16 protein-coding genes and 1 pseudogene are annotated in these 17,383 nt (G+C 70.7%); 7 read left to right on the plus strand and 10 right to left on the minus strand.

What is annotated here, in order from left to right:
• Positions 1-37 precede the first annotated feature (37 nt).
• The 6 genes from ACZ7L9_RS33015 to rsmI form a co-directional block, all read right to left on the minus strand.
• On the minus strand, positions 38-931 hold the full coding sequence (locus ACZ7L9_RS33015) for a 4-(cytidine 5'-diphospho)-2-C-methyl-D-erythritol kinase (RefSeq protein ID WP_471421068.1): 894 nt from the start codon (positions 929-931) through the stop codon (positions 38-40).
• On the minus strand, positions 928-1,833 hold the full coding sequence (gene rsmA, locus ACZ7L9_RS33020; RefSeq protein WP_471421070.1) for a 16S rRNA (adenine(1518)-N(6)/adenine(1519)-N(6))-dimethyltransferase RsmA: 906 nt from the start codon (positions 1,831-1,833) through the stop codon (positions 928-930). Before rsmA ends, ACZ7L9_RS33015 begins: the two co-directional genes overlap by 4 nt.
• A 79-nt stretch (positions 1,834-1,912) precedes the next feature.
• Positions 1,913-2,425, minus strand: coding sequence for a ubiquitin-like domain-containing protein (locus ACZ7L9_RS33025; protein WP_471421072.1), 513 nt, complete (start codon positions 2,423-2,425; stop codon positions 1,913-1,915).
• Between the two features lie 123 nt (positions 2,426-2,548).
• A complete protein-coding gene (locus ACZ7L9_RS33030; protein ID WP_471421074.1) occupies positions 2,549-3,445 on the minus strand; it encodes a TatD family hydrolase in 897 nt (298 codons plus the stop codon).
• Positions 3,446-3,503: 58 nt separating this feature from the next.
• Positions 3,504-3,896, minus strand: coding sequence for a hypothetical protein (locus ACZ7L9_RS33035; RefSeq protein ID WP_471421077.1), 393 nt, complete (start codon positions 3,894-3,896; stop codon positions 3,504-3,506).
• A gap of 177 nt (positions 3,897-4,073) precedes the next feature.
• Entirely contained in the window at positions 4,074-4,952 is an 879-nt protein-coding gene (gene rsmI / locus ACZ7L9_RS33040; RefSeq protein ID WP_471421079.1) for a 16S rRNA (cytidine(1402)-2'-O)-methyltransferase, read from the minus strand.
• A 53-nt stretch (positions 4,953-5,005) separates the two neighbouring features.
• Between rsmI and ACZ7L9_RS33045 the strand changes: the two genes are divergently transcribed.
• From ACZ7L9_RS33045 to ACZ7L9_RS33070, 6 genes are all read left to right on the plus strand, one after another.
• Positions 5,006-6,772, plus strand: coding sequence for a dolichyl-phosphate-mannose--protein mannosyltransferase (locus tag ACZ7L9_RS33045; RefSeq protein ID WP_471421081.1), 1,767 nt, complete (start codon positions 5,006-5,008; stop codon positions 6,770-6,772).
• A 163-nt stretch (positions 6,773-6,935) separates the two neighbouring features.
• Complete coding sequence (locus ACZ7L9_RS33050) at positions 6,936-7,640, plus strand: hypothetical protein (protein ID WP_471421083.1); 705 nt, start codon at positions 6,936-6,938, stop codon at positions 7,638-7,640.
• A 278-nt stretch (positions 7,641-7,918) separates the two neighbouring features.
• Positions 7,919-9,559 carry a penicillin-binding transpeptidase domain-containing protein gene (locus ACZ7L9_RS33055; protein ID WP_471421175.1) on the plus strand — a complete coding sequence of 547 codons (1,641 nt, stop codon included), beginning with the start codon at positions 7,919-7,921 and terminating at the stop codon, positions 9,557-9,559.
• Between the two features lie 345 nt (positions 9,560-9,904).
• Positions 9,905-10,732 carry a M55 family metallopeptidase gene (locus ACZ7L9_RS33060; protein WP_471421085.1) on the plus strand — a complete coding sequence of 276 codons (828 nt, stop codon included), beginning with the start codon at positions 9,905-9,907 and terminating at the stop codon, positions 10,730-10,732.
• A gap of 80 nt (positions 10,733-10,812) precedes the next feature.
• Entirely contained in the window at positions 10,813-11,700 is an 888-nt protein-coding gene (locus tag ACZ7L9_RS33065) for an alpha/beta hydrolase (protein WP_471421087.1), read from the plus strand.
• Positions 11,697-12,458: a phosphotransferase family protein gene (locus tag ACZ7L9_RS33070; RefSeq protein ID WP_471421089.1), complete on the plus strand. Its 762-nt coding sequence runs from the start codon at positions 11,697-11,699 to the stop codon at positions 12,456-12,458. The genes ACZ7L9_RS33065 and ACZ7L9_RS33070 overlap by 4 nt, the downstream gene beginning before the upstream one ends.
• 94 nt (positions 12,459-12,552) lie before the next feature.
• Here ACZ7L9_RS33070 and ACZ7L9_RS33075 read toward each other — a convergent pair whose 3' ends face one another.
• Complete coding sequence (locus ACZ7L9_RS33075; RefSeq protein WP_471421091.1) at positions 12,553-12,885, minus strand: glyoxalase superfamily protein; 333 nt, start codon at positions 12,883-12,885, stop codon at positions 12,553-12,555.
• A gap of 66 nt (positions 12,886-12,951) precedes the next feature.
• On the opposite strand from ACZ7L9_RS33075, the pseudogene ACZ7L9_RS33080 reads away from it, so the two are divergent.
• A pseudogene (locus ACZ7L9_RS33080) lies at positions 12,952-13,365 on the plus strand (YbaK/EbsC family protein); the annotation flags it as partial.
• A gap of 4 nt (positions 13,366-13,369) precedes the next feature.
• Here ACZ7L9_RS33080 and ACZ7L9_RS33085 read toward each other — a convergent pair.
• The 3 genes from ACZ7L9_RS33085 to ACZ7L9_RS33095 form a co-directional block, all read right to left on the minus strand.
• On the minus strand, positions 13,370-14,998 hold the full coding sequence (locus ACZ7L9_RS33085; RefSeq protein WP_471421177.1) for an IS200/IS605 family accessory protein TnpB-related protein: 1,629 nt from the start codon (positions 14,996-14,998) through the stop codon (positions 13,370-13,372).
• 380 nt (positions 14,999-15,378) lie between these two features.
• The gene (locus tag ACZ7L9_RS33090) at positions 15,379-16,179 is read right to left on the minus strand and encodes an SDR family NAD(P)-dependent oxidoreductase (protein WP_471421093.1); all 801 of its coding nucleotides are present in this window, start codon (positions 16,177-16,179) and stop codon (positions 15,379-15,381) included.
• Entirely contained in the window at positions 16,176-17,339 is a 1,164-nt protein-coding gene (locus tag ACZ7L9_RS33095) for a serine hydrolase domain-containing protein (RefSeq protein WP_471421179.1), read from the minus strand. The genes ACZ7L9_RS33090 and ACZ7L9_RS33095 overlap by 4 nt, the downstream gene beginning before the upstream one ends.
• Positions 17,340-17,383 lie beyond the last annotated feature (44 nt).

A 17,383-nucleotide genomic window follows, 5' to 3' on the forward strand; every position in this document is an offset into this window, starting at 1 on the left:
CTGCCGCTACCACTACGGCCGGTAGCGGCAGGCGGTGTCAGACGAGCGTGGCACCCGGCGCCGGGGAGACCGCGGCCCGGGCGTTCCGGCACGTGCCCGAGGTGATCAGCGCCTCGGCCACCTTCCGTGCCGACTCCTCGTCCGCCACCAGGAACGCGGTGGTCGGCCCGGAGCCCGAGACCAGGGCGGCCAGGGCACCGGCCCCGGTACCCGCGGCGAGGGTGTCGGCCAGCGAGGGGCGCAGGGAGAGCGCGGCGGGCTGGAGGTCGTTGCTCAGGGCGCCCGCGAGGGCGGCGGTGTCACCGGCCCGCAGCGCGTCCAGGAGTGCGGTGGACGCGGTGGGATCCGGGACGTCCGTACCGGCCGTGAGCCGGTCGAACTCGCCGTAGACGGCCGGGGTGGAGAGCCCGCCGTCGGCGACCGCGAAGACCCAGTGGAAGGTTCCGCCGGCATCGACCGGCGTCAGCCGCTCGCCGCGGCCGACGCCGAGGGCCGCGCCGCCGACGAGGCTGAACGGGACGTCGCTGCCCAGCTCCGCGCAGATGGCGAGGAGCTCTTCCCGGGTGGCGCCGGTGGACCAGAGGGCGTCGCAGGCCAGCAGGGCGCCCGCACCGTCGGCGCTGCCGCCCGCCATGCCGCCCGCGACGGGAATGTCCTTGTCGATGTGGATGTGCACATCGGGTGCGATGCCGTGCCGTTCGGCCAGTGCGATCGCGGCGCGGGCGGCGAGGTTCGTCGCGTCCAGCGGGACCTTCGCGGCGTCCGGGCCCGAGCAGGTGATGCGCAGCTCGTCGGCGGGGGTGACGGTGACCTCGTCGTACAGGCCGACGGCGAGGAAGACATTGGCCAGGTCGTGGAAGCCGTCGGGGCGCGGTGCGCCGACCGCGAGCTGGACGTTGACCTTGGCCGGTACGCGGACGGTGACGCTCACTCGCCCCTCCCGGAGGGCTCGTTCCCGGCGAGCTTGTTCTCGGCGGGCTTGTTCTCGGCGATGGCGGCGAACTCCTCGACCGTCAGCGCCTCGCCACGGGCCTGCGGCGAGATCCCGGCGGCGACCAGCGCCGCTTCGGCGGCGGGCGCGGAGCCCGCCCAGCCGGCCAGGGCCGCCCGCAGCGTCTTGCGGCGCTGGGCGAAGGCCGCGTCGACCACCGAGAAGACCTCGGTCCTGCTCGCACTCGTCCTGATCGGCTCGGTGCGCCGGACCAGCGACACCAGACCGGAGTCGACGTTCGGGGCGGGCCAGAAGACGTTGCGGCCGATGGACCCGGCCCGCTTGACGTCCGCGTACCAGTTGGCCTTCACCGACGGCACGCCGTAGACCTTGTTGCCCGGCCGGGCGGCCAGCCGGTCGGCGACCTCGGCCTGAACCATGACGAGGGTCCGCTCGATGGAGGGGAACCGTTCCAGCATCGTCAGCAGGACCGGAACGGCGACGTTGTACGGAAGGTTCGCGACCAGCGCGGTCGGCGCCGGGCCCGGCAGCTCCCGTACCAGCATCGCGTCGGAGTGCACCAGCGTGAACCGGTCGGCGCGCCCGGGCATCCGGGCGGCGACCGTGGTCGGCAGGGCGCCGGCCAGCACGTCGTCGATCTCGACGGCGACGACCCGGTCCGCCGCCTCCAGCAGCGCCAGGGTCAACGAGCCGAGTCCGGGGCCGACTTCGACGACGACGTCGTCCGGGCGGACTTCCGCCGTCCGCACGATCCGGCGGACCGTGTTGGCGTCGATGACGAAGTTCTGACCGCGCTGCTTGGTCGGGCGTACGCCCAGCTCGGCGGCCAGCTCGCGGATGTCTGCGGGGCCCAGGAGGGCGTCGGGCTCAGTGGTGCTCACCCGGTAAGCGTACGGCCGCGGCGCGGCCGTGGGCTCGCGCCCGTCGCGCACCCGGCTTCTCCGGCCGGGCGCCGGGCTCCTACCGCCGCCGGACCACGACCTCGTCGCCGTCGGCGAGTGGGCCGCCCAGGGCCGGGGTGACGCTGTCGCGGACCGCGAGCGTGACGCCCTGGTCGGCGAGGAGCTCGTCGACGTCGTCCGCGAAGGTGTGCAGGGTGCGGGGCCTGCCGTCGACGTCGAGGGTCACCGCCTTGTCGCAGGCCACGAACGCCGTGGTGCCACCGGCCAGGAACGCGACGACGAGGGCCTGCGGGACGAGGCGGCGCAGGCTCTCGGGCCCGACCGGCGCCCTGTGCCGCCGGGCGGCCCGGCGCGCGGCCGCCCGGCCGCCGGTGGCGTCGGGGGCGGGCGGACGACCGGTCGACGGCAGGTCGACGACGGTCGGAGCGTGGACCGCCCAGGCGGCAAGCGTCAGCCGCTCATGGAGCGGGACGGACGCAGGGGCGCCGGCCGGAAGCGGGGCGGGCGGTCGCGCCACCGCCGTGTGCCCCCTGCCGCGTGCCGCGCGGTGACTGCCCTTCGAGTTGCTCACGATGCTCTCCAGAGGGTCCGATCGGCCGGCTCGCCTGATGGCGCCCGGGACGATAGCGGAGCATCGGTGACTCTCCAAAACGGCTCGACCGCGTACCGTAACCGCCGGGTTGGGTGCGTACCGTCAGTAGTCGAATGCGCGAGCGGTGTTGTCGGCGATGGCCGACGCCAGGGTGTCCTCGTCCACGCCCTTCACCTCCGCCATGGCACGCAGCGTGACCGGAATGAGATACGGCGCGTTGGGCCGTCCGCGGTACGGGGCGGGGGTCAGGAACGGTGCGTCCGTCTCGACGAGCACCAGTTCCATCGGCGCGACGGCCAGCGCGTCGCGCAGCGGCTGGGCGTTCTTGAAGGTGACATTGCCGGCGAAGGACATGAAGTACCCGGCGTCCGCGCAGATCCGGGCCATGTCGGCGTCGCCGGAGTAGCAGTGGAAGACGGTCCGCTCGGGGGCGCCCGCGTCGGCGAGGACGCGCAGCACGTCCGCGTGCGCCTCGCGATCGTGGATGACCAGTGCCTTGCCGTGCCGCTTGGCGATCTCGATGTGGGCGCGGAAGGACTCCTCCTGCGCGGCCATGCCCTCGGGGCCGGTACGGAAACAGTCGAGCCCGGTCTCGCCGACACCGCGTACGTGGTCGAGTGCGGCCAGCGCGTCGATCTCCGCGAGCGCCTCGTGCAGCGCCGCTGTCCCGCCGCCTTCGCGCGCCCCCTGCCGCGACCCCCCTCCCCCAGCCCCAGGGGGCTGGGAGGTGCCCCCCTGGTCGCCGTGCACGATGCGCGGCGCCTCGTTGGGGTGGAGGGCGACCGCCGCGTGCACGTTCGCGTGCGCGGCGGCGGTCTCGGCGGCCCAGCGTGAACCGGCCACGTCGCAGCCCACCTGGATCACGGTGGTCACGTTGACCGCCGCGGCCCTGGCCAGGCTCTCCTCGACGGTCGCGTCCTGCATGTCCAGGTGGGTGTGCGAATCGGCGACCGGCACCCGGAGGGGTTCGGGCAGCGGCGGGGCTTCGGTACGGCTCATGACGACGATCGTACGAGGACCGCGCCGGGCGCCTCGCCGGCAGTGGAAGCCGGACGCCCTACTTGCGATGGAAGGGGTGCAGCAGGTCGGACAGGTGCCAGTGGTGCTGCGCGCCTGCGGGTGCGGTGGTGGCGACGGCCATGGCCTCGTCGTCCCGGGCGTCGATGCCCTCGACGGGCGGCCGCGTCGGCTGGGGGGTGTGGAGCAGCTTCTGGACGGTCGAGACCCGGCCGGCCCGCATGATCCGGAGCACCTGCCCGCCACAGTTCACGCAGCTGGGCCGGGAGAGGGGCGAGGGAACTCGCTCCCCGTCCGCCTTGTATATGACGTAGTCGTTGTTGGAGCCGTCGACGTGGTGCTCTATCTCGTAGGCCTGTTCCCAGCCGTGTCCGCACTTCATGCAGGCGAAGGCATACGCCTCATGGACGGTGGTAGGTGTGATCTCGCTCATGCCTGCTCCTTTGGTCCGCCGGACAAGCACTCCGGAGAATGCGTCCTTGGTCCAGTGCACGCCCTTACCGGTGGGAGCGCATCGGAGCGTGCCGAGTGTTGGAGCGGTTTTGGCCTTCTCGTGGCAGAAAGGCCCGGTACGCGACTCTCGCTTTGCTTACGGGATCGATTCGTTGACCTATGCGGGGCCGGTTCGCTCCGCGTTCTTTGCCGCCACGACCGCGTCGAAGACTTCGCGCTTGGGCAGCCCCGCGTCAGCGGCCACAGCGGCGATGGCTTCCTTGCGTCGCTCCCCCGCCTCCTCACGCACCCGCACCCTTCGTACCAGCTCCACGGCGTCCAGTTCCTCGGGTCCGGAGGCGGCCGCGCCCTCGACGACGACGGTGATCTCGCCGCGTACCCCTTCGGCCGCCCAGGCCGCCAACTCGCCCAACGGGCCGCGCTTCACTTCCTCGTACGTCTTGGTCAGCTCCCGGCACACGGCCGCCCGGCGGTCGGCGCCGAAGACCTCGGCCATCGCCGCGAGGGTGTCGTCGAGCCGGTGCGGGGCCTCGAAGAAGACCATGGTGCGGCGCTCGTCGGCGACCTCGCGCAGTCTGCCGAGCCGTTCGCCCGCCTTGCGCGGCAGGAAGCCCTCGAAGCAGAACCGGTCGACGGGCAGCGCGGACAGGGCGAGAGCGGTGAGCACCGCGGACGGGCCGGGAACCGCGGTGACCTTGATGTCCTTCTCCACCGCCGCGGCCACCAGCCGGTAGCCGGGGTCGGAGACGGACGGCATCCCGGCATCCGTGACCAGCAGGACACGGGCGCCGCCGGTCAGTGCCTCGACGAGTTCGGGCGTACGGGCCGACTCGTTGCCCTCGAAGTAGGAGACGACCCGCCCCGTGGTGTGGATGCCGAGGGCCTGGGTGAGGCGGCGCAGCCGCCGGGTGTCCTCGGCGGCGACGACATCGGCCGTCTCCAGTTCGGCGGCGAGGCGTGGCGGGGCGTCCGCCACATCGCCGATGGGGGTTCCTGCGAGTACCAGCGTTCCAGTCGTTCCAGTCACATGAGTCATCCTCCCAGCACGGGCGAGCGCACTCGCACAGACGCGTTCCCTACGATGGCGCGGTGACGAGTACTTCGCCCGAAGCCCAGCAGGGCAAAGACGCCGGGGAACCGCACGGCGAAGAGCCGGCCTCCTGGCAGCAGCGGCTGCGCCGCTTCGGCCATTCGCCCCGGCCCGGAATCGGGCTGCGTGAACGGCTGGTGCCGCCGTACACCCGCCCCGGCGCCCAACTGTGGGCGGTGCTCGGGATCTCCCCGCCCATGGCCGAGCGCCTGGTGCGGTGGTCCGCCTGGGGCGGTCCGCTGCTGGTGGCGCTGGTCGCCGGGGTGCTGCGGTTCTGGAACCTGGGCAGCCCGCACGCCCTGATATTCGACGAGACGTACTACGCCAAGGATTCCTGGGCGCTGATCAACCAGGGGTACGAGGCGGACTGGCCCAAGGACATCGACAAGCTCATCCTCGCCGATCCGTCGAAGGTGCACATTCCGGTGGACCCGGGCTATGTGGTGCATCCGCCGGTCGGCAAGTGGATCATCGGGCTCGGTGAGCACTTCTTCGGTTTCACGCCGTTCGGCTGGCGGTTCATGGTGGCGGTGCTCGGCACCCTGTCGGTGCTGATGCTGTGCCGGATCGGGCGGCGGCTGTTCCGCTCGACGTTCCTGGGGTGCCTGGCGGGCACGCTGCTCGCCTTCGACGGTCTGCATTTCGTGATGAGCCGCACCGCGCTGCTCGACCTGGTGCTGATGTTCTTCGTGGTGGCGGCTTTCGGCGCGCTGCTGATCGACCGCGACTGGGCGCGGCGCAGGCTCGCCGCGGCACTGCCGGTGGACGCGGAGGGCGTGCTGCGCCCGGATGCCGGGGTCGCGGAGAATCTTCGGCTGGGCTGGCGCCCGTGGCGGCTCACCGCCGGTCTGATGCTGGGGCTGGCCTCCGCCACCAAGTGGAACGGCCTGTACATCCTGGCCGCCTTCGGTCTGATGACGGTGCTGTGGGACGTGGGCGCGCGACGGACCGCGGGGGCGGTACGCCCGTACCTGGCGGTGCTCAAGCGCGATCTGCTGCCGGCGTTCGTCTCCACGGTCCCGGTCGCGCTGCTCACGTACCTCGCGTCCTGGACCGGCTGGATCGTCACCGACAAGGGCTACTACCGGAACTGGGCACAGACCGACGGCACGGGCGGCCACTGGACGTGGCTGCCGGACTGGCTGCGCAGCCTGTGGCACTACGAGTACCAGGTCTACGAATTCCATGTGAATCTGACCTCCGGCCACACCTACCAGTCCAATCCCTGGAGCTGGATCGTGCTCGGCAGGCCCGTCTCGTACTTCTGGGAGGAACAGCCGGGCTGCGCGGCGTCGGAGACCGGCAAATGCTCCCGCGAGGTGCTTGCCATCGGGACGCCGCTGCTGTGGTGGGCGGCGTGTTTCGCCCTGGTGTACGTGTTGTGGCGCTGGTTCTTCCGGCGCGACTGGCGGGCGGGGGCGATCGCCTGCGGTGTGGCGGCGGGCTGGCTGCCCTGGTTCTTCTACCAGGAGCGGACGATCTTCCTCTTCTACGCGGTCGTGTTCGTGCCGTTCCTGTGCCTGGCGGTCACGATGATGATCGGCGCGATGCTGGGCCCGGCGGCGGGGAGTGGTCCCCGGCAGGAACTCGGCCTGGTGACCGGCGACGCGTCGGGTGAACGGCGGCGGACGCTGAGGGCTGTCGCGGCGGGCGTGCTGGTGCTGCTGATCATCTGGAACTTCATTTATTTCTGGCCCATCTACACGGGAACGCCCATTCCCGACGGGTCCTGGCGGAACCGGATGTGGCTGGATACCTGGATCTAGCTGGGCAGGAGCACCAAGAGGGCGCAGTCGTCGACTGCGCCCTCTTGGTGGTTGTCGGCCATCATCGGTGACCAATGGCGGCCCTCGGACGGCCCATAGCGCAACCATGAGCGGCCTTCAGGCATCATGATCATCAGCCAGTGATCCACGAGAAGGGGCATCCGTGCACGCAGACAGACGCTGGGCCAGATCCGCCGGCGCCGTCGCAGGGGCGGTGATTCTCTTCGCCACCGCCTGCGAGGGGCCGTCAGCCCTGGCAGGCGGGGACAAGGGCAATCCCTCGCCCGGTACTTCGGCGCAGGCGACGCGGGCGCAAAGCCCGCCGGCGGCCGCGAAGAGCTCGCCGAACCCCGGCTTCGCAGCCTTCCGGGCCAACCCCTGCCCGAAGCTCACCGCTGCCGACAAGGCCGGCGGCCACCTGATCGCCACGGTCGCCGGCCCGCGCGAAGGCATCGCCGTCCACCCCGGCGGCGAACCGCGATCCGTCCTCGTCAAGCTCTGCAACACCACCGGCAAGGCACTCCGCGACATCGCGCTCTCCGCGCAGGTCGAGTGGAACTACGCGGGCGAGCAGCCGCCCGGGCTGACGGTGGAACGGCGCGAGGCCCCCGATGGCGACTGGCACCCCGTCGAGCTGGTCGTGGTCAACGACTACCAGCCGTTGACCGGCGCTTCCGGTGCGCGGGACCTGCCCGCTCACGGCACCCGCATCGTGGAGTACCGGATCAGCGCCGCCGAGGACGCCCCCGCAGGCCGGGGACGGCTCGGTATCCATGCTGTCCGGGCCGACGCGGACCCGCTCGACATGGAGGACATGCGGGGCGGCGGCAGCGGAGGATTCCCGCTCACCACCGCCCCTCGTAAGTGATGGGCCCGACGACATCCCACCTACGGGGTCCCCTGGGAATCCTCACGATCGGATGCGGGGCCCACGCCCGGCGAGAGCCGCACGTTCAGCAGGTCAGCGAATTCCTTCGTGCCGTCGAGCACCGCTGACCGACCGACGCTCGGCCAAGAAGGCTGGTCTGCCCACGCATATCGCGTTCCTATAACAACCATCTCGGCTGTCACCACAGTCCCGTAGGGTGCCCAGCAGTATCCCCCTTGAACACGTTCAAGGGGAACTCCTGGGGAGGGGGACTGACGGTGCGCAGTGGAGCGAAGGTCGCGATAGCCGGCGGAGTGTTCGCAGTCGTGGTCGGCGGGGTGGGCTACGGCGCGTACAACGTCCTGGACGGGCTGAACGGCGGTGGCGGCAACGGTACGGACGGCAAGTCCACCGCCGCCGAGGTGAAGACGGGACCCGTCACCGAGGCGGAGATCGATGACACGGCGAAGAAGTTCCTCAAGGCCTGGGCGAGCGGCGACGCGACCGTCGCGTCCCAGCTCACCAACAACGCGACCGAGGCCGAACCGGCCCTGAGCGGCTACCGCGAGAGCGCCCATGTCACCGATGCGGTGATCACTCCGGGCCCGGCGGTCGGCACGAAGGTGCCCTACACGGTGAAGGCGACCGTGTCGTTCGACGGGAAGTCCAAGCCCTGGTCGTACTCCTCCGAACTGACCGTGGTGCGTGGCCTGACCACCGGCCGGCCGCTGGTCGACTGGGCCCCCACCGTGATCCACCCGCAGCTGACGGCCGGTGCGTCGCTGAAGACGGGTGAGGCGTCGACGCCGTCGATCGAGGCCGTCGACCACAACGGCAGGGTGCTCACCAAGGAGAAGTACCCCTCCCTGGGGTCGATCCTGGACGCGCTGCGCGACAAGTACGGGGAGAAGGCCGGCGGCACGGCCGGCATCGAGACCTGGATCGAGAGCGCGAACGCGGACGGGCCGGACAAGACCCTGCTGACCCTCACCAAGGGCAGGCCGGGCAAGCTGCAGACCACGCTGGACGCGAACGCCCAGGCGGCGGCCGAGACGGCCGTGAAGAAGTTCAGCCAGGCGTCGGTCGTCGCGGTCAGGCCGTCCACGGGTGCGATCCGCGCGATCGCCAACAATCCGGCCACCGGCTTCAACGCGGCGCTGCAGGGCAAGCAGGCACCCGGGTCGACGATGAAGATCGTGACGGCGGCGCTGCTGATCGAGAAGGGCGTCGCGGCGGCCGACCGTCCGGTCGAGTGCCCGAAGGACGCGATGTGGCAGGGCCGCACCTTCCACAACCTGGACAACTTCTCCCTCCCCAACACGGCCACGCTCACCACCAGCTTCGCCCGGTCCTGCAACACCGCCTTCATCAAGCTGATCGACGAGGTGGGTGACGACACCGCGCTCGCCAAGGAGGCCCGTGACGTCTTCGGCATCGGGCTGAACTGGCAGACCGGTGTGGTGACCTGGGACGGCAGCGTGCCCGAGGCCACCGGTGGCGAGGCGGCCGCCCAGTACATCGGTCAGGGCACGATCCAGATGAACGCACTCAACATGGCGTCCATCACCGCCACCGCGAAGAACGGCACCTTCCGCCAGCCGATCCTCGTCGACCCGGACCTCGACGACAGGCCGATCGCCACCGCCTCCCGGTCGCTGTCCCCGTCCGCCTCCCAGCAGGTCACCAACATGATGCGCCAGACCGCGAGTTGGGGCACCGGAAAGGCCGCGATGGCCTCGGTCGGCGGCGACAAAGGCGCCAAGACGGGCTCGGCGGAGGTCGACGGCCAGGCCACGTCCAACAGCTGGTTCACCGGCTTCAGCAACGACCTCGCCGCCGCGGCGGTCGTCCAGTCCGGCGGCCACGGCGGCGACGCGGCGGGTCCGGTGGTGGCGGCGGTCCTGCGCGCGGGGCCGTGACGCATCCCCTCGGTCTTCCGATCCCTCCATACTCCTGCTCGTCCACTCGCACTCGCGAATGCCTGGGACGTCGCCAGCGGGAGCCGTTGTCTGGCGGGAATCCGACACGGATGTGTGCAAGCCCAGGCCGCATCCGACCGACGGGCCTCGTGTAACGAGATGCTGCCCATTCTCAGGTTCTGGCTTAGCTTCTGTGGTGCATCAACGCTGAGCGACGGATGTGGTCTGCTGGACGGCTCGGGAAGTTGCCCCGAGGACGAGCCTGAAAAGCCCTGCAGATGGAGCAACCATTGATGGTGTGGCTGACATCGTCCATGTGTTCAAGGTCTTGGAGGACTTGCCCCAGTGCGGATCTATATCAGTGTGGACATGGAAGGCATTACGGGGCTCGTTGACGCCAACGATGTTCAGCCCGGTGGCCGGGACTACGAGCGCGGACGTCAGATGATGGCCGAGGACGTCAACGCGGCCATCCGAGGAGCGGTCTCAGCAGGCGCCACCCACATCACCGTGAACGACGCACACGGCCCCATGCGCAACCTTCTGCCCGAGGCCCTGCACCCGGCGGCCCGCCTCATCCGCGGCAAACCCAAGAACATGGGCATGCTGGACGGTCTCGCTACCGACCACGACGCCGTGATCTGCGTCGGTTACCACTCCCGAGCCGGCACACTCGGTGTGCTGAGCCACAGTTTCATGGGGCACGAGATCGAGGACATGTGGCTGGACGGCCAGCGGGTGGGGGAGATCGGCCTGGCCCACGCAACCGCAGCAGCTCTCGGTGTTCCCGTGGCGGTCCTCACCGGCGACGACCGCGCCTGCGAAGAAATGACGGAGTGGGACGCCTCGGTCACCACCGTGGCCGTGAAGTACGCCCGTGACCGCTTCGCGGCCGAACTACGCCCTGCGGACGAGGCACGTACAGCAATCGAAAAGGCCGTTGCCGCAGGTTGTGTTGCACCGAAGGTCCCGTCGACGGCTTCGGAAACGGCTACCCTCACCGTCCGATGGCAGTCGGCCTCGGTGGCCTCCGCGCTTCAGGGAATTCCCGGGGTCACCGCCACGGACTTCCGGACCGTTCAGGTGCAGGGCGCTCTGCCCAGCCTCTACCGTCAGTTCGGGGTGTGGATGCGGGTGGCGGCTTCCATGACCAACCAGCCACCGTACTGCTGACCACTGTGAACGGAACTGAATCGCACCAGGTCTCATTCGACCTTGCCCAGCACCGGCCACAGCGTGAGTGAATAGGGTGCATGCTCTTCGACTTCACGCACGACCACGACGGTGAACGGCTCAGCGGTGTGTACGGCGGTGGTCCTTCCGGGGTCACCGCAGTGGTGCTGCATGGCGCGGGCGACAGCAGCACAGAGCGACTGCTGCCGCTGGTACGGGAGTTCGTGGCACATGGCTGTCGAGGGGTCGCCCTCGACTTCTCCGGGCATGGCGAAAGCACCGGAAAGCTCAGTGAGTCAAGCCTGCGACGACGGTTCGAACAGGCCGTCGCGGCGATCGACACATACGCGGGGGCGGACGGGCCGCTGGTCCTGACGGGCTTCAGCATGAGCGGGCAGACGGTGGCGGATCTCGTCGCGCACTACGGGAATCGGGTGGCGGCGCTGGGGCTGTGCGCGCCCGCCGTCTACACGGCCGAGGCGTGGAACGTGCCCTTCGGGGAAGGAAACGGGCGGTTCAGCGAGATCATCCGGCGGCCGGACAGCTGGCGGGAGGCGCCCGCGCTTCAGGTGCTACGAGCCTACGAGGGCCGGGCGGTGCTCGCCGTGCCGGGCACTGACGCGGTGATCCCGCCCGCGGTGACCGAGGCCGTACAGGACGCGCTGGCCGCCCGCGCCCAGTACACACGGTTCGAACTCCCCCACGCACAGCACCAGCTGGGGCTGTGGTTCCGCGATCACGACGACGACCGGCGGGAGTTCGTGGAAGCGGTGCTGACCGGCCTCGACGACCGGGGATGGTCGGCCACGCGCGCGTGGGTGGCCAAGCAGCTCGGCCACGGCCGCTCGGTCGCCGCCTCCCACCTCCTGTCCGGCGGTTGGAGCTCTCAGATGCGCCGGCTATCGCTCGACGACGGCACGGCCCTGGTGCAGACGACGGCACGGCCCTGGTGCAACGGACCTTCGTGAAGCCGTTCTTCCGCCACCACGGACCCGGACTGCTGGCCCGCGAGGCGTCCGTCCTGGCGCTGCTCGCCGGGAAGGAGAGCATCCCGGCGCCCAGTCTCGTCGCCGTGGACGCCACGGCCGAACACTGCGACCACCCGACCCTGTTGATGTCCGCGCTGCCCGGCCGTGTCCACGTGGACGAGGACGACCTCGACCGGCGCCTGGACCTGCTCGCGACCCAGCTCGTCCGCATCCACAGCGTCGTACCGGACGAAAGACCGCGCCCCTACCAAGCGTGGACGTCCCCGCAGCGCGTCCGCACCCCGGACAGCCCCCTGTGGAAGCGGGCCGTCGACGTGATCCGCCGCGACCCGCCGCCGTACGAAGGCTGCTTCCTGCACCGTGACTTCCACCCCGGGAACGTGCTCTTCACGGGAGCCGGGCCCACGCTGCGGATCACCGGTGTCGTCGACTGGGTCGAGACCTCGTGGGGCCCCGCCGACCTGGACGTAGCGCACTGCTCGACAGCGCTCGCGCTGCTGCACGGGCCTGCCTACGGGCTGGAGTTCCGCGAGCGGTACGAGGCACATGGCGGCCGCGACCTCGCCAATGGCCCCGACCACTTGTACTGGCGGCTGCTCGACGCCCTCGCCTACTCCCCCGACGCGGCGAAGCTCGCCGAGCCATGGCGTGAACTGGGACGAGACGATCTGACGTCCGAGGTGCTGAGAGAACGGCTGGAGGCGTACGTGGACGGACTGCTGCAGCGATACGGCTGACGGGCCCTGGATCACTCGTCTGAAACCGACCCGAGGAAGCGTGCGCATTGGCCGTCGCGGTGCAGTTCCGCTGCCACGCGCCGGCCGAGGGCGTTCAATCCGCAGGCGTGCCCACCCGCAGCCGGTTGCCGTCAGGATCACGCAACTCAATCTCGCGCGCCCACGGAGCGACCTTCGCCTGAACACCGAACTCGTCCGCGATGGCGTCGACATCACGGACGCGGAGGTACACCAACGTATCGGGGCGGGCGTCGCCTTTGTGCTCCGACAAAAACAACCTCACCGGGCCACGGGCTACCTCCACGAACGTGGGAAGTCCCGGTTCGAAGCGATGTTCCCACTGCTGGGCGAAGCCCAGACGGTCATACCACGCGACCGCCACAGCGGCATCCTTGACGTGAAGAATCGGGATGACTTCCTCGTCCATGTGGCCCATCATCCCAGAACAGCCGACAGGGCGAATGTTGCTTGATGCGGCACTAGTGTGCGGGGCATGAGCACAGACCGCGCCACCACCGCCCCCGAAGCCCATCCCCGATTCGCCGAGGCCCTGCTGGAGCTGGGGCTCCAGGTCGAGGTCCGCCGGTTCCCGGAGACCACCCGTACTGCCGCCGAGGCCGCTGCCGCGATCGGCTGCGAGCTCAGCGAGATCGTCAAGTCCTTGATCTTCGAGGCCGACGGCGTCCCGGTGCTGGTTCTGATGGACGGTTCCTCGCGTGTCGATGTGGAGCTCGTACGCAGCGAATTAGGCGCCGGAAAGGTCAAGCGGGCCGGGGCCGAACTGGTCCGGGAGACGGCCGAGCACGCGATCGGTGGCGTGCCGACCTTCGGGCACCGTACGAGGACCCGGGTGCTGGCCGACCGCGGGCTGCTGGACCACGACGTGGTGTGGACGACTGCGGGCACCGTTCCTAACCAGTGTGCAGGAGTGAGTCCTGGACCCACTGCTGCGTTCTGGGCGCATCCCGAACGGTGTTGGATGCACTCGGTCCCCGCTTTCGCGTCCCGTTCGGTGACGGCCCTCCGGGGAGCCGGTCCGTTGCGGGCGGGCGGTTTCCGTCACGTCCTCGGTTGCCTGGCCTGGCCTGGGCGGTCCGATGCCCCGCACGATCTCTCCGGTCGTGTGGGGGCGGTGCCGTCCGACGCCGGACCGGGTGTCCGAGGGCGCGGCGTCCGATCGCGATGCCGGCGGCATCGTGACGGGACATTCTGCGGTGCGGGGTGGCCAGCGGTTTCTGCCAGTGCTGGGCACCCCACAGGGAGGTGTAGGCGGGATCGACGGCCACGATCGCAAGTCCCTGTTCGGCGGCCATGGAGACCAGCCGGGCCTTGAGCCTCCCGGTCGGGATGCCGGAGATCAGCCGCCTGAATTGTTTCCTGCGGCCGTGTTTCTCGCGGGTCTTCTCGGCGGTGAAGTCGAGGTCCTCGATGCCGATCGCGGCAACACCGGCCTGCTTGGCCCAGTGCAGCAACTGGGTCAGGGCGTGGCGGATCTGTGCGTCGCGGTGGGCGGTGGTGCCGGACAGGTCGTAGCCGAAGCGGTGCGGGTCGCCCACGGGGTTGCCGTGATGGTCGAGGTGGTAGGCGGCGAAGTGGTCGGCGTTGGTGTCGACGCCGATCATGCCCCGGGCGCGGGCGGTGGCCAGCGGGATGGTCTGCACCATGGGGCGTTGCCAGGACGCGGTGAGGTACCAGCGGCGGCGGTCGGTGTCGAGGTGGATGCGGTACGCGACGGCCCGGTTCGCGGTGACGCGGTCGGCCCACTCCACGCCCCGGTGCGCGAACGCCACGGTCGAGGTGAGGGTGTAGCGGCCGTGTTTGGTGTTGGCCAGGTGGGCGAGCGGGGCGGGCAGCTTGATGGACACCTCGCCGTCCGAGGTGACGCGGATCGTCTCGTTCCCGAACCGCTTCCCCGACTCACCGTCCGCCGCGATGAACCAGCGCTCCGCCTCCCAGCGCTCCCGCCACCGCTCCTCGGTCATCCGGGCCTGGGTGAGGTGGTGGCGGGTGTTGAGGAGACGTTTGCCGCCCCGCACCACACGCACCCGCCCGGCCTGCCGGTCGGCGACAACGGCCGCATGCCGCGCCTCCAGGGCCGCGAGGCGCCGGGACTTGTGGAACCACTCACTGCGGGAGCGGTAGCCGCCCGCGGCCCGCTTCGTCCCGGGTTCCCTGATCGGGAGGGACAGGCGGTGGCGTAGCGTCCTGATTCCGGTTTCCAGTGTCTGGATGTGTGCGGTCTGGCAGCGGCGGGCCAGTGCCCACTGGTCGTGTGTGGCCTTGGTGATCGCACCCGCGATCCGCGACGACGACAGCGCCGTTAGGTCCCGCTTGCGCGACGCCCAGGTGTCCGCGCTGTGCTCCAGACCGTCCGCGCAGCGAGCTTTGAGATCACGCGAGGCCAGACGGCCCTGATGCTCACCGACCGCACGGAGAACGTTCTCGTCCTGGGGCGTGAGGTGCTTCAGACGGTCCCGGACCGCCACCCCGCGAGGCCCGGGCACCACGAACGGTGCCGCCAACTCCCGCAAACCACCCACCACATCACCCCCCTTTCACCAGGTCGAGCACCTGCCACCCAGCCCAACGAGCAACAGCCACCAAGGTCACCCATTCGGCCCCAGAACCCCCGTTCCCACCCCGCGAACCCACCGCAAGGACTCACTCCCGCTCACCACAACTCACTTCAGGGCAGCAAACCGGCAGCAGCTCGCAACCCCAAGACGCTGATCGGGCACGCCGGCGGAACCGTGGTGGATGTGCGCGAGCAGTCCCGGTGACGCCGCTGGTCACCTTCGCCGAGCCGCCGGGACGCTCCGGCCCCGCTCGGCAAGACGGCCCCGGCGGCGGAGCATGGGGAAGAGAGGAACGTCGGGATTCGGATCGGCGCCCCGTGCCGTGTGGCGTGGGCAGGTTCTCCCTACTCCCCCGAAACCGCCTGCCGGAAGCCTGAGTTCACGGCTGTCAGACCCCCGTCCACGCGCAGCGTCGTTCCCGTGATCCAGGCCGCGTCGCGTGAGGCGAGGAAGGCGACGGCGGACGCGATGTCATCGGGCTCGCCGACCCGGCCGAGCGGGTAGAGGCCGCTCACCCGGGACAGTTCCGCGTCACGACCCGCCCAGGCGTCCGTGCGGATCGTGCCGGGCGCGACCAGGTTGACGCGTACGCCGCGCGGTCCGGCATGGCCCGCGAGGGTGCGGGTCAGGCTGCCCAGGCCGGCCTTGGCAGCGCTGTAGGCGTGGTTGCCGAAGTCCTGTTCGCCGTTGACCGAGCCGATGTTGACGATCGCGCCCCGGCCGGAGGCCACCAGGTGCGGAAGGGCGGCGCGGGCGCACCGGTACGGGCCGGTGAGGGTGATGTCGAGGTCGCGCTGCCAGGCCTCGTCGGGCTCGTCCTCGAAGAGCGGGGCATCGGGCGTGCAGGCGTACGCGTTGTTGACCAGCACGTCGAGGGAGCCGAAGGTGGCGACGGCGTGGGCGACCGCGGCCTCGACCGCTGCCCGGTCGGACACGTCGCAGGGCGTGGCCCCGGCGGTCCCGCCCGTCTCGCGTATCGCCGCGGCGGTGCGTTCGGCGCGGTCGCCGTCCAGGTCGGTGACCAGGACGCGGGCGCCCTCCGAGGCCAGCCGGCGGGCCGTGGCCGCCCCGATGCCCTGGCCCGCTCCGGTGATGAGTACGCCGTATCCGTCGAACCGTGAACCAGCAGAGGAAGGAGGAGTCATAGCGCCGACCGTACTGCCCTGACCAGGGCCTGGGCACGGGGATCGGCGGTGACTCCCTTCTGCAGACCGTTCGTCACATAGCCCAGCGCGACGCCGGATTCGGGGTCGGCGAAGCCGAGCGAGCCGCCCCGGCCGGGGTGGCCGAAGGAGCCGGGGGCGAGCAGCGGGGCCGCCGGGCCGTGCAGCATGTAGCCGAGGCCGAAACGGGTGTTGACGACCAGGACCCGGTCCGGGCCCGCCGACTCCTCGGTGCGGGCGAGGGTGAGTGTGGCCGGGGCGAACAGACGGTGGCCGTCGACCGGGCCGATCATCGCGGCGTAGCAGCGGGCCAGCGCGCGGGCGGTGGCGATGCCGTTGGAGGCGGGGAGTTCGGCCGCCCTGTAGTCGGGGGCGTTTTCGTCGGGGAAGGGGTCGATGGCCCCGAAGGCGCGGCGGGTGAGGGACTCCGGATCGCGATACGCCTCGGCGACGGACCGCTTGGGGCGCATCCGCAGGGCGCCGCCGTTGCCCGCGACGACCGACGGTTCGACGGGGCCGATCCGGCCCACCCGGTGCGCCTCGTCGGCCGGGAGGCCGAACCAGAAGTCCAGGCCGAGCGGGCGGGCGATCTCCTCGGCGATCCAGCGGCCGACGGTGCGGCCGGTGACCCGGCGCACCAGTTCGCCGATGAGCCAGCTGTAGGTCTGGGCATGGTAGCCGTGGTCGGTGCCGGGTTCCCACTGGGGGCGCTGGGCCGCGACGGCCTGCGGACCGGAGATCCCGTCGGCCGCCTCGGAGGGGGTCAGCGGGCAGTCCAGGGCGGGTATGCCGGCCCGGTGGGCGAGGAGGTGGCGGACGAGCACCCGCTCCTTGCCGGCTGCCTTGAACTCCGGCCAGTACGTGCCGACCGGGGCGTCGAGATCGACCTGGCCGCGCTGGTGCAGCAGCAGCGGTACGGCGGCGGCGATGCCCTTGCCCGCCGAGCGGACGATCTGCACGGTGTCGACGGCCCACGGCTCGGCCCCGTCGACGTCTCTCGTACCGGCCCACAGATCGACGACCTTGCGCCCGTCCCGGTAGACCGTGACTGCGGCGCCGCGTTCGCCGCGCTGCTCGAAGTTACGGACGAAGGCATCCCGGACCGGTTCGAATCCGGCCGCCACCGTGCCCCGTACGTCCACACCTGTTCCTGCGCTCCCGCTCATCCCCCCATGGTGCATCCCGT

This window comes from Streptomyces sp. NPDC111516 (assembly GCF_055635345.1).

Coding starts and splice junctions, on each gene's coding strand:
- ACZ7L9_RS33030 (WP_471421074.1), bottom strand. CDS start 3,445: ATGAGCCGTACCGAAGCCCCGCCGCTGCCCGAACCCCTCCGGGTGCCG.
- ACZ7L9_RS33035 (WP_471421077.1), bottom strand. CDS start 3,896: ATGAGCGAGATCACACCTACCACCGTCCATGAGGCGTATGCCTTCGCC.
- rsmI (WP_471421079.1), bottom strand. CDS start 4,952: ATGACTCATGTGACTGGAACGACTGGAACGCTGGTACTCGCAGGAACC.
- ACZ7L9_RS33065 (WP_471421087.1), top strand. CDS start 10,813: ATGCTCTTCGACTTCACGCACGACCACGACGGTGAACGGCTCAGCGGT.
- ACZ7L9_RS33075 (WP_471421091.1), bottom strand. CDS start 12,885: ATGGACGAGGAAGTCATCCCGATTCTTCACGTCAAGGATGCCGCTGTG.
- ACZ7L9_RS33090 (WP_471421093.1), bottom strand. CDS start 16,179: ATGACTCCTCCTTCCTCTGCTGGTTCACGGTTCGACGGATACGGCGTA.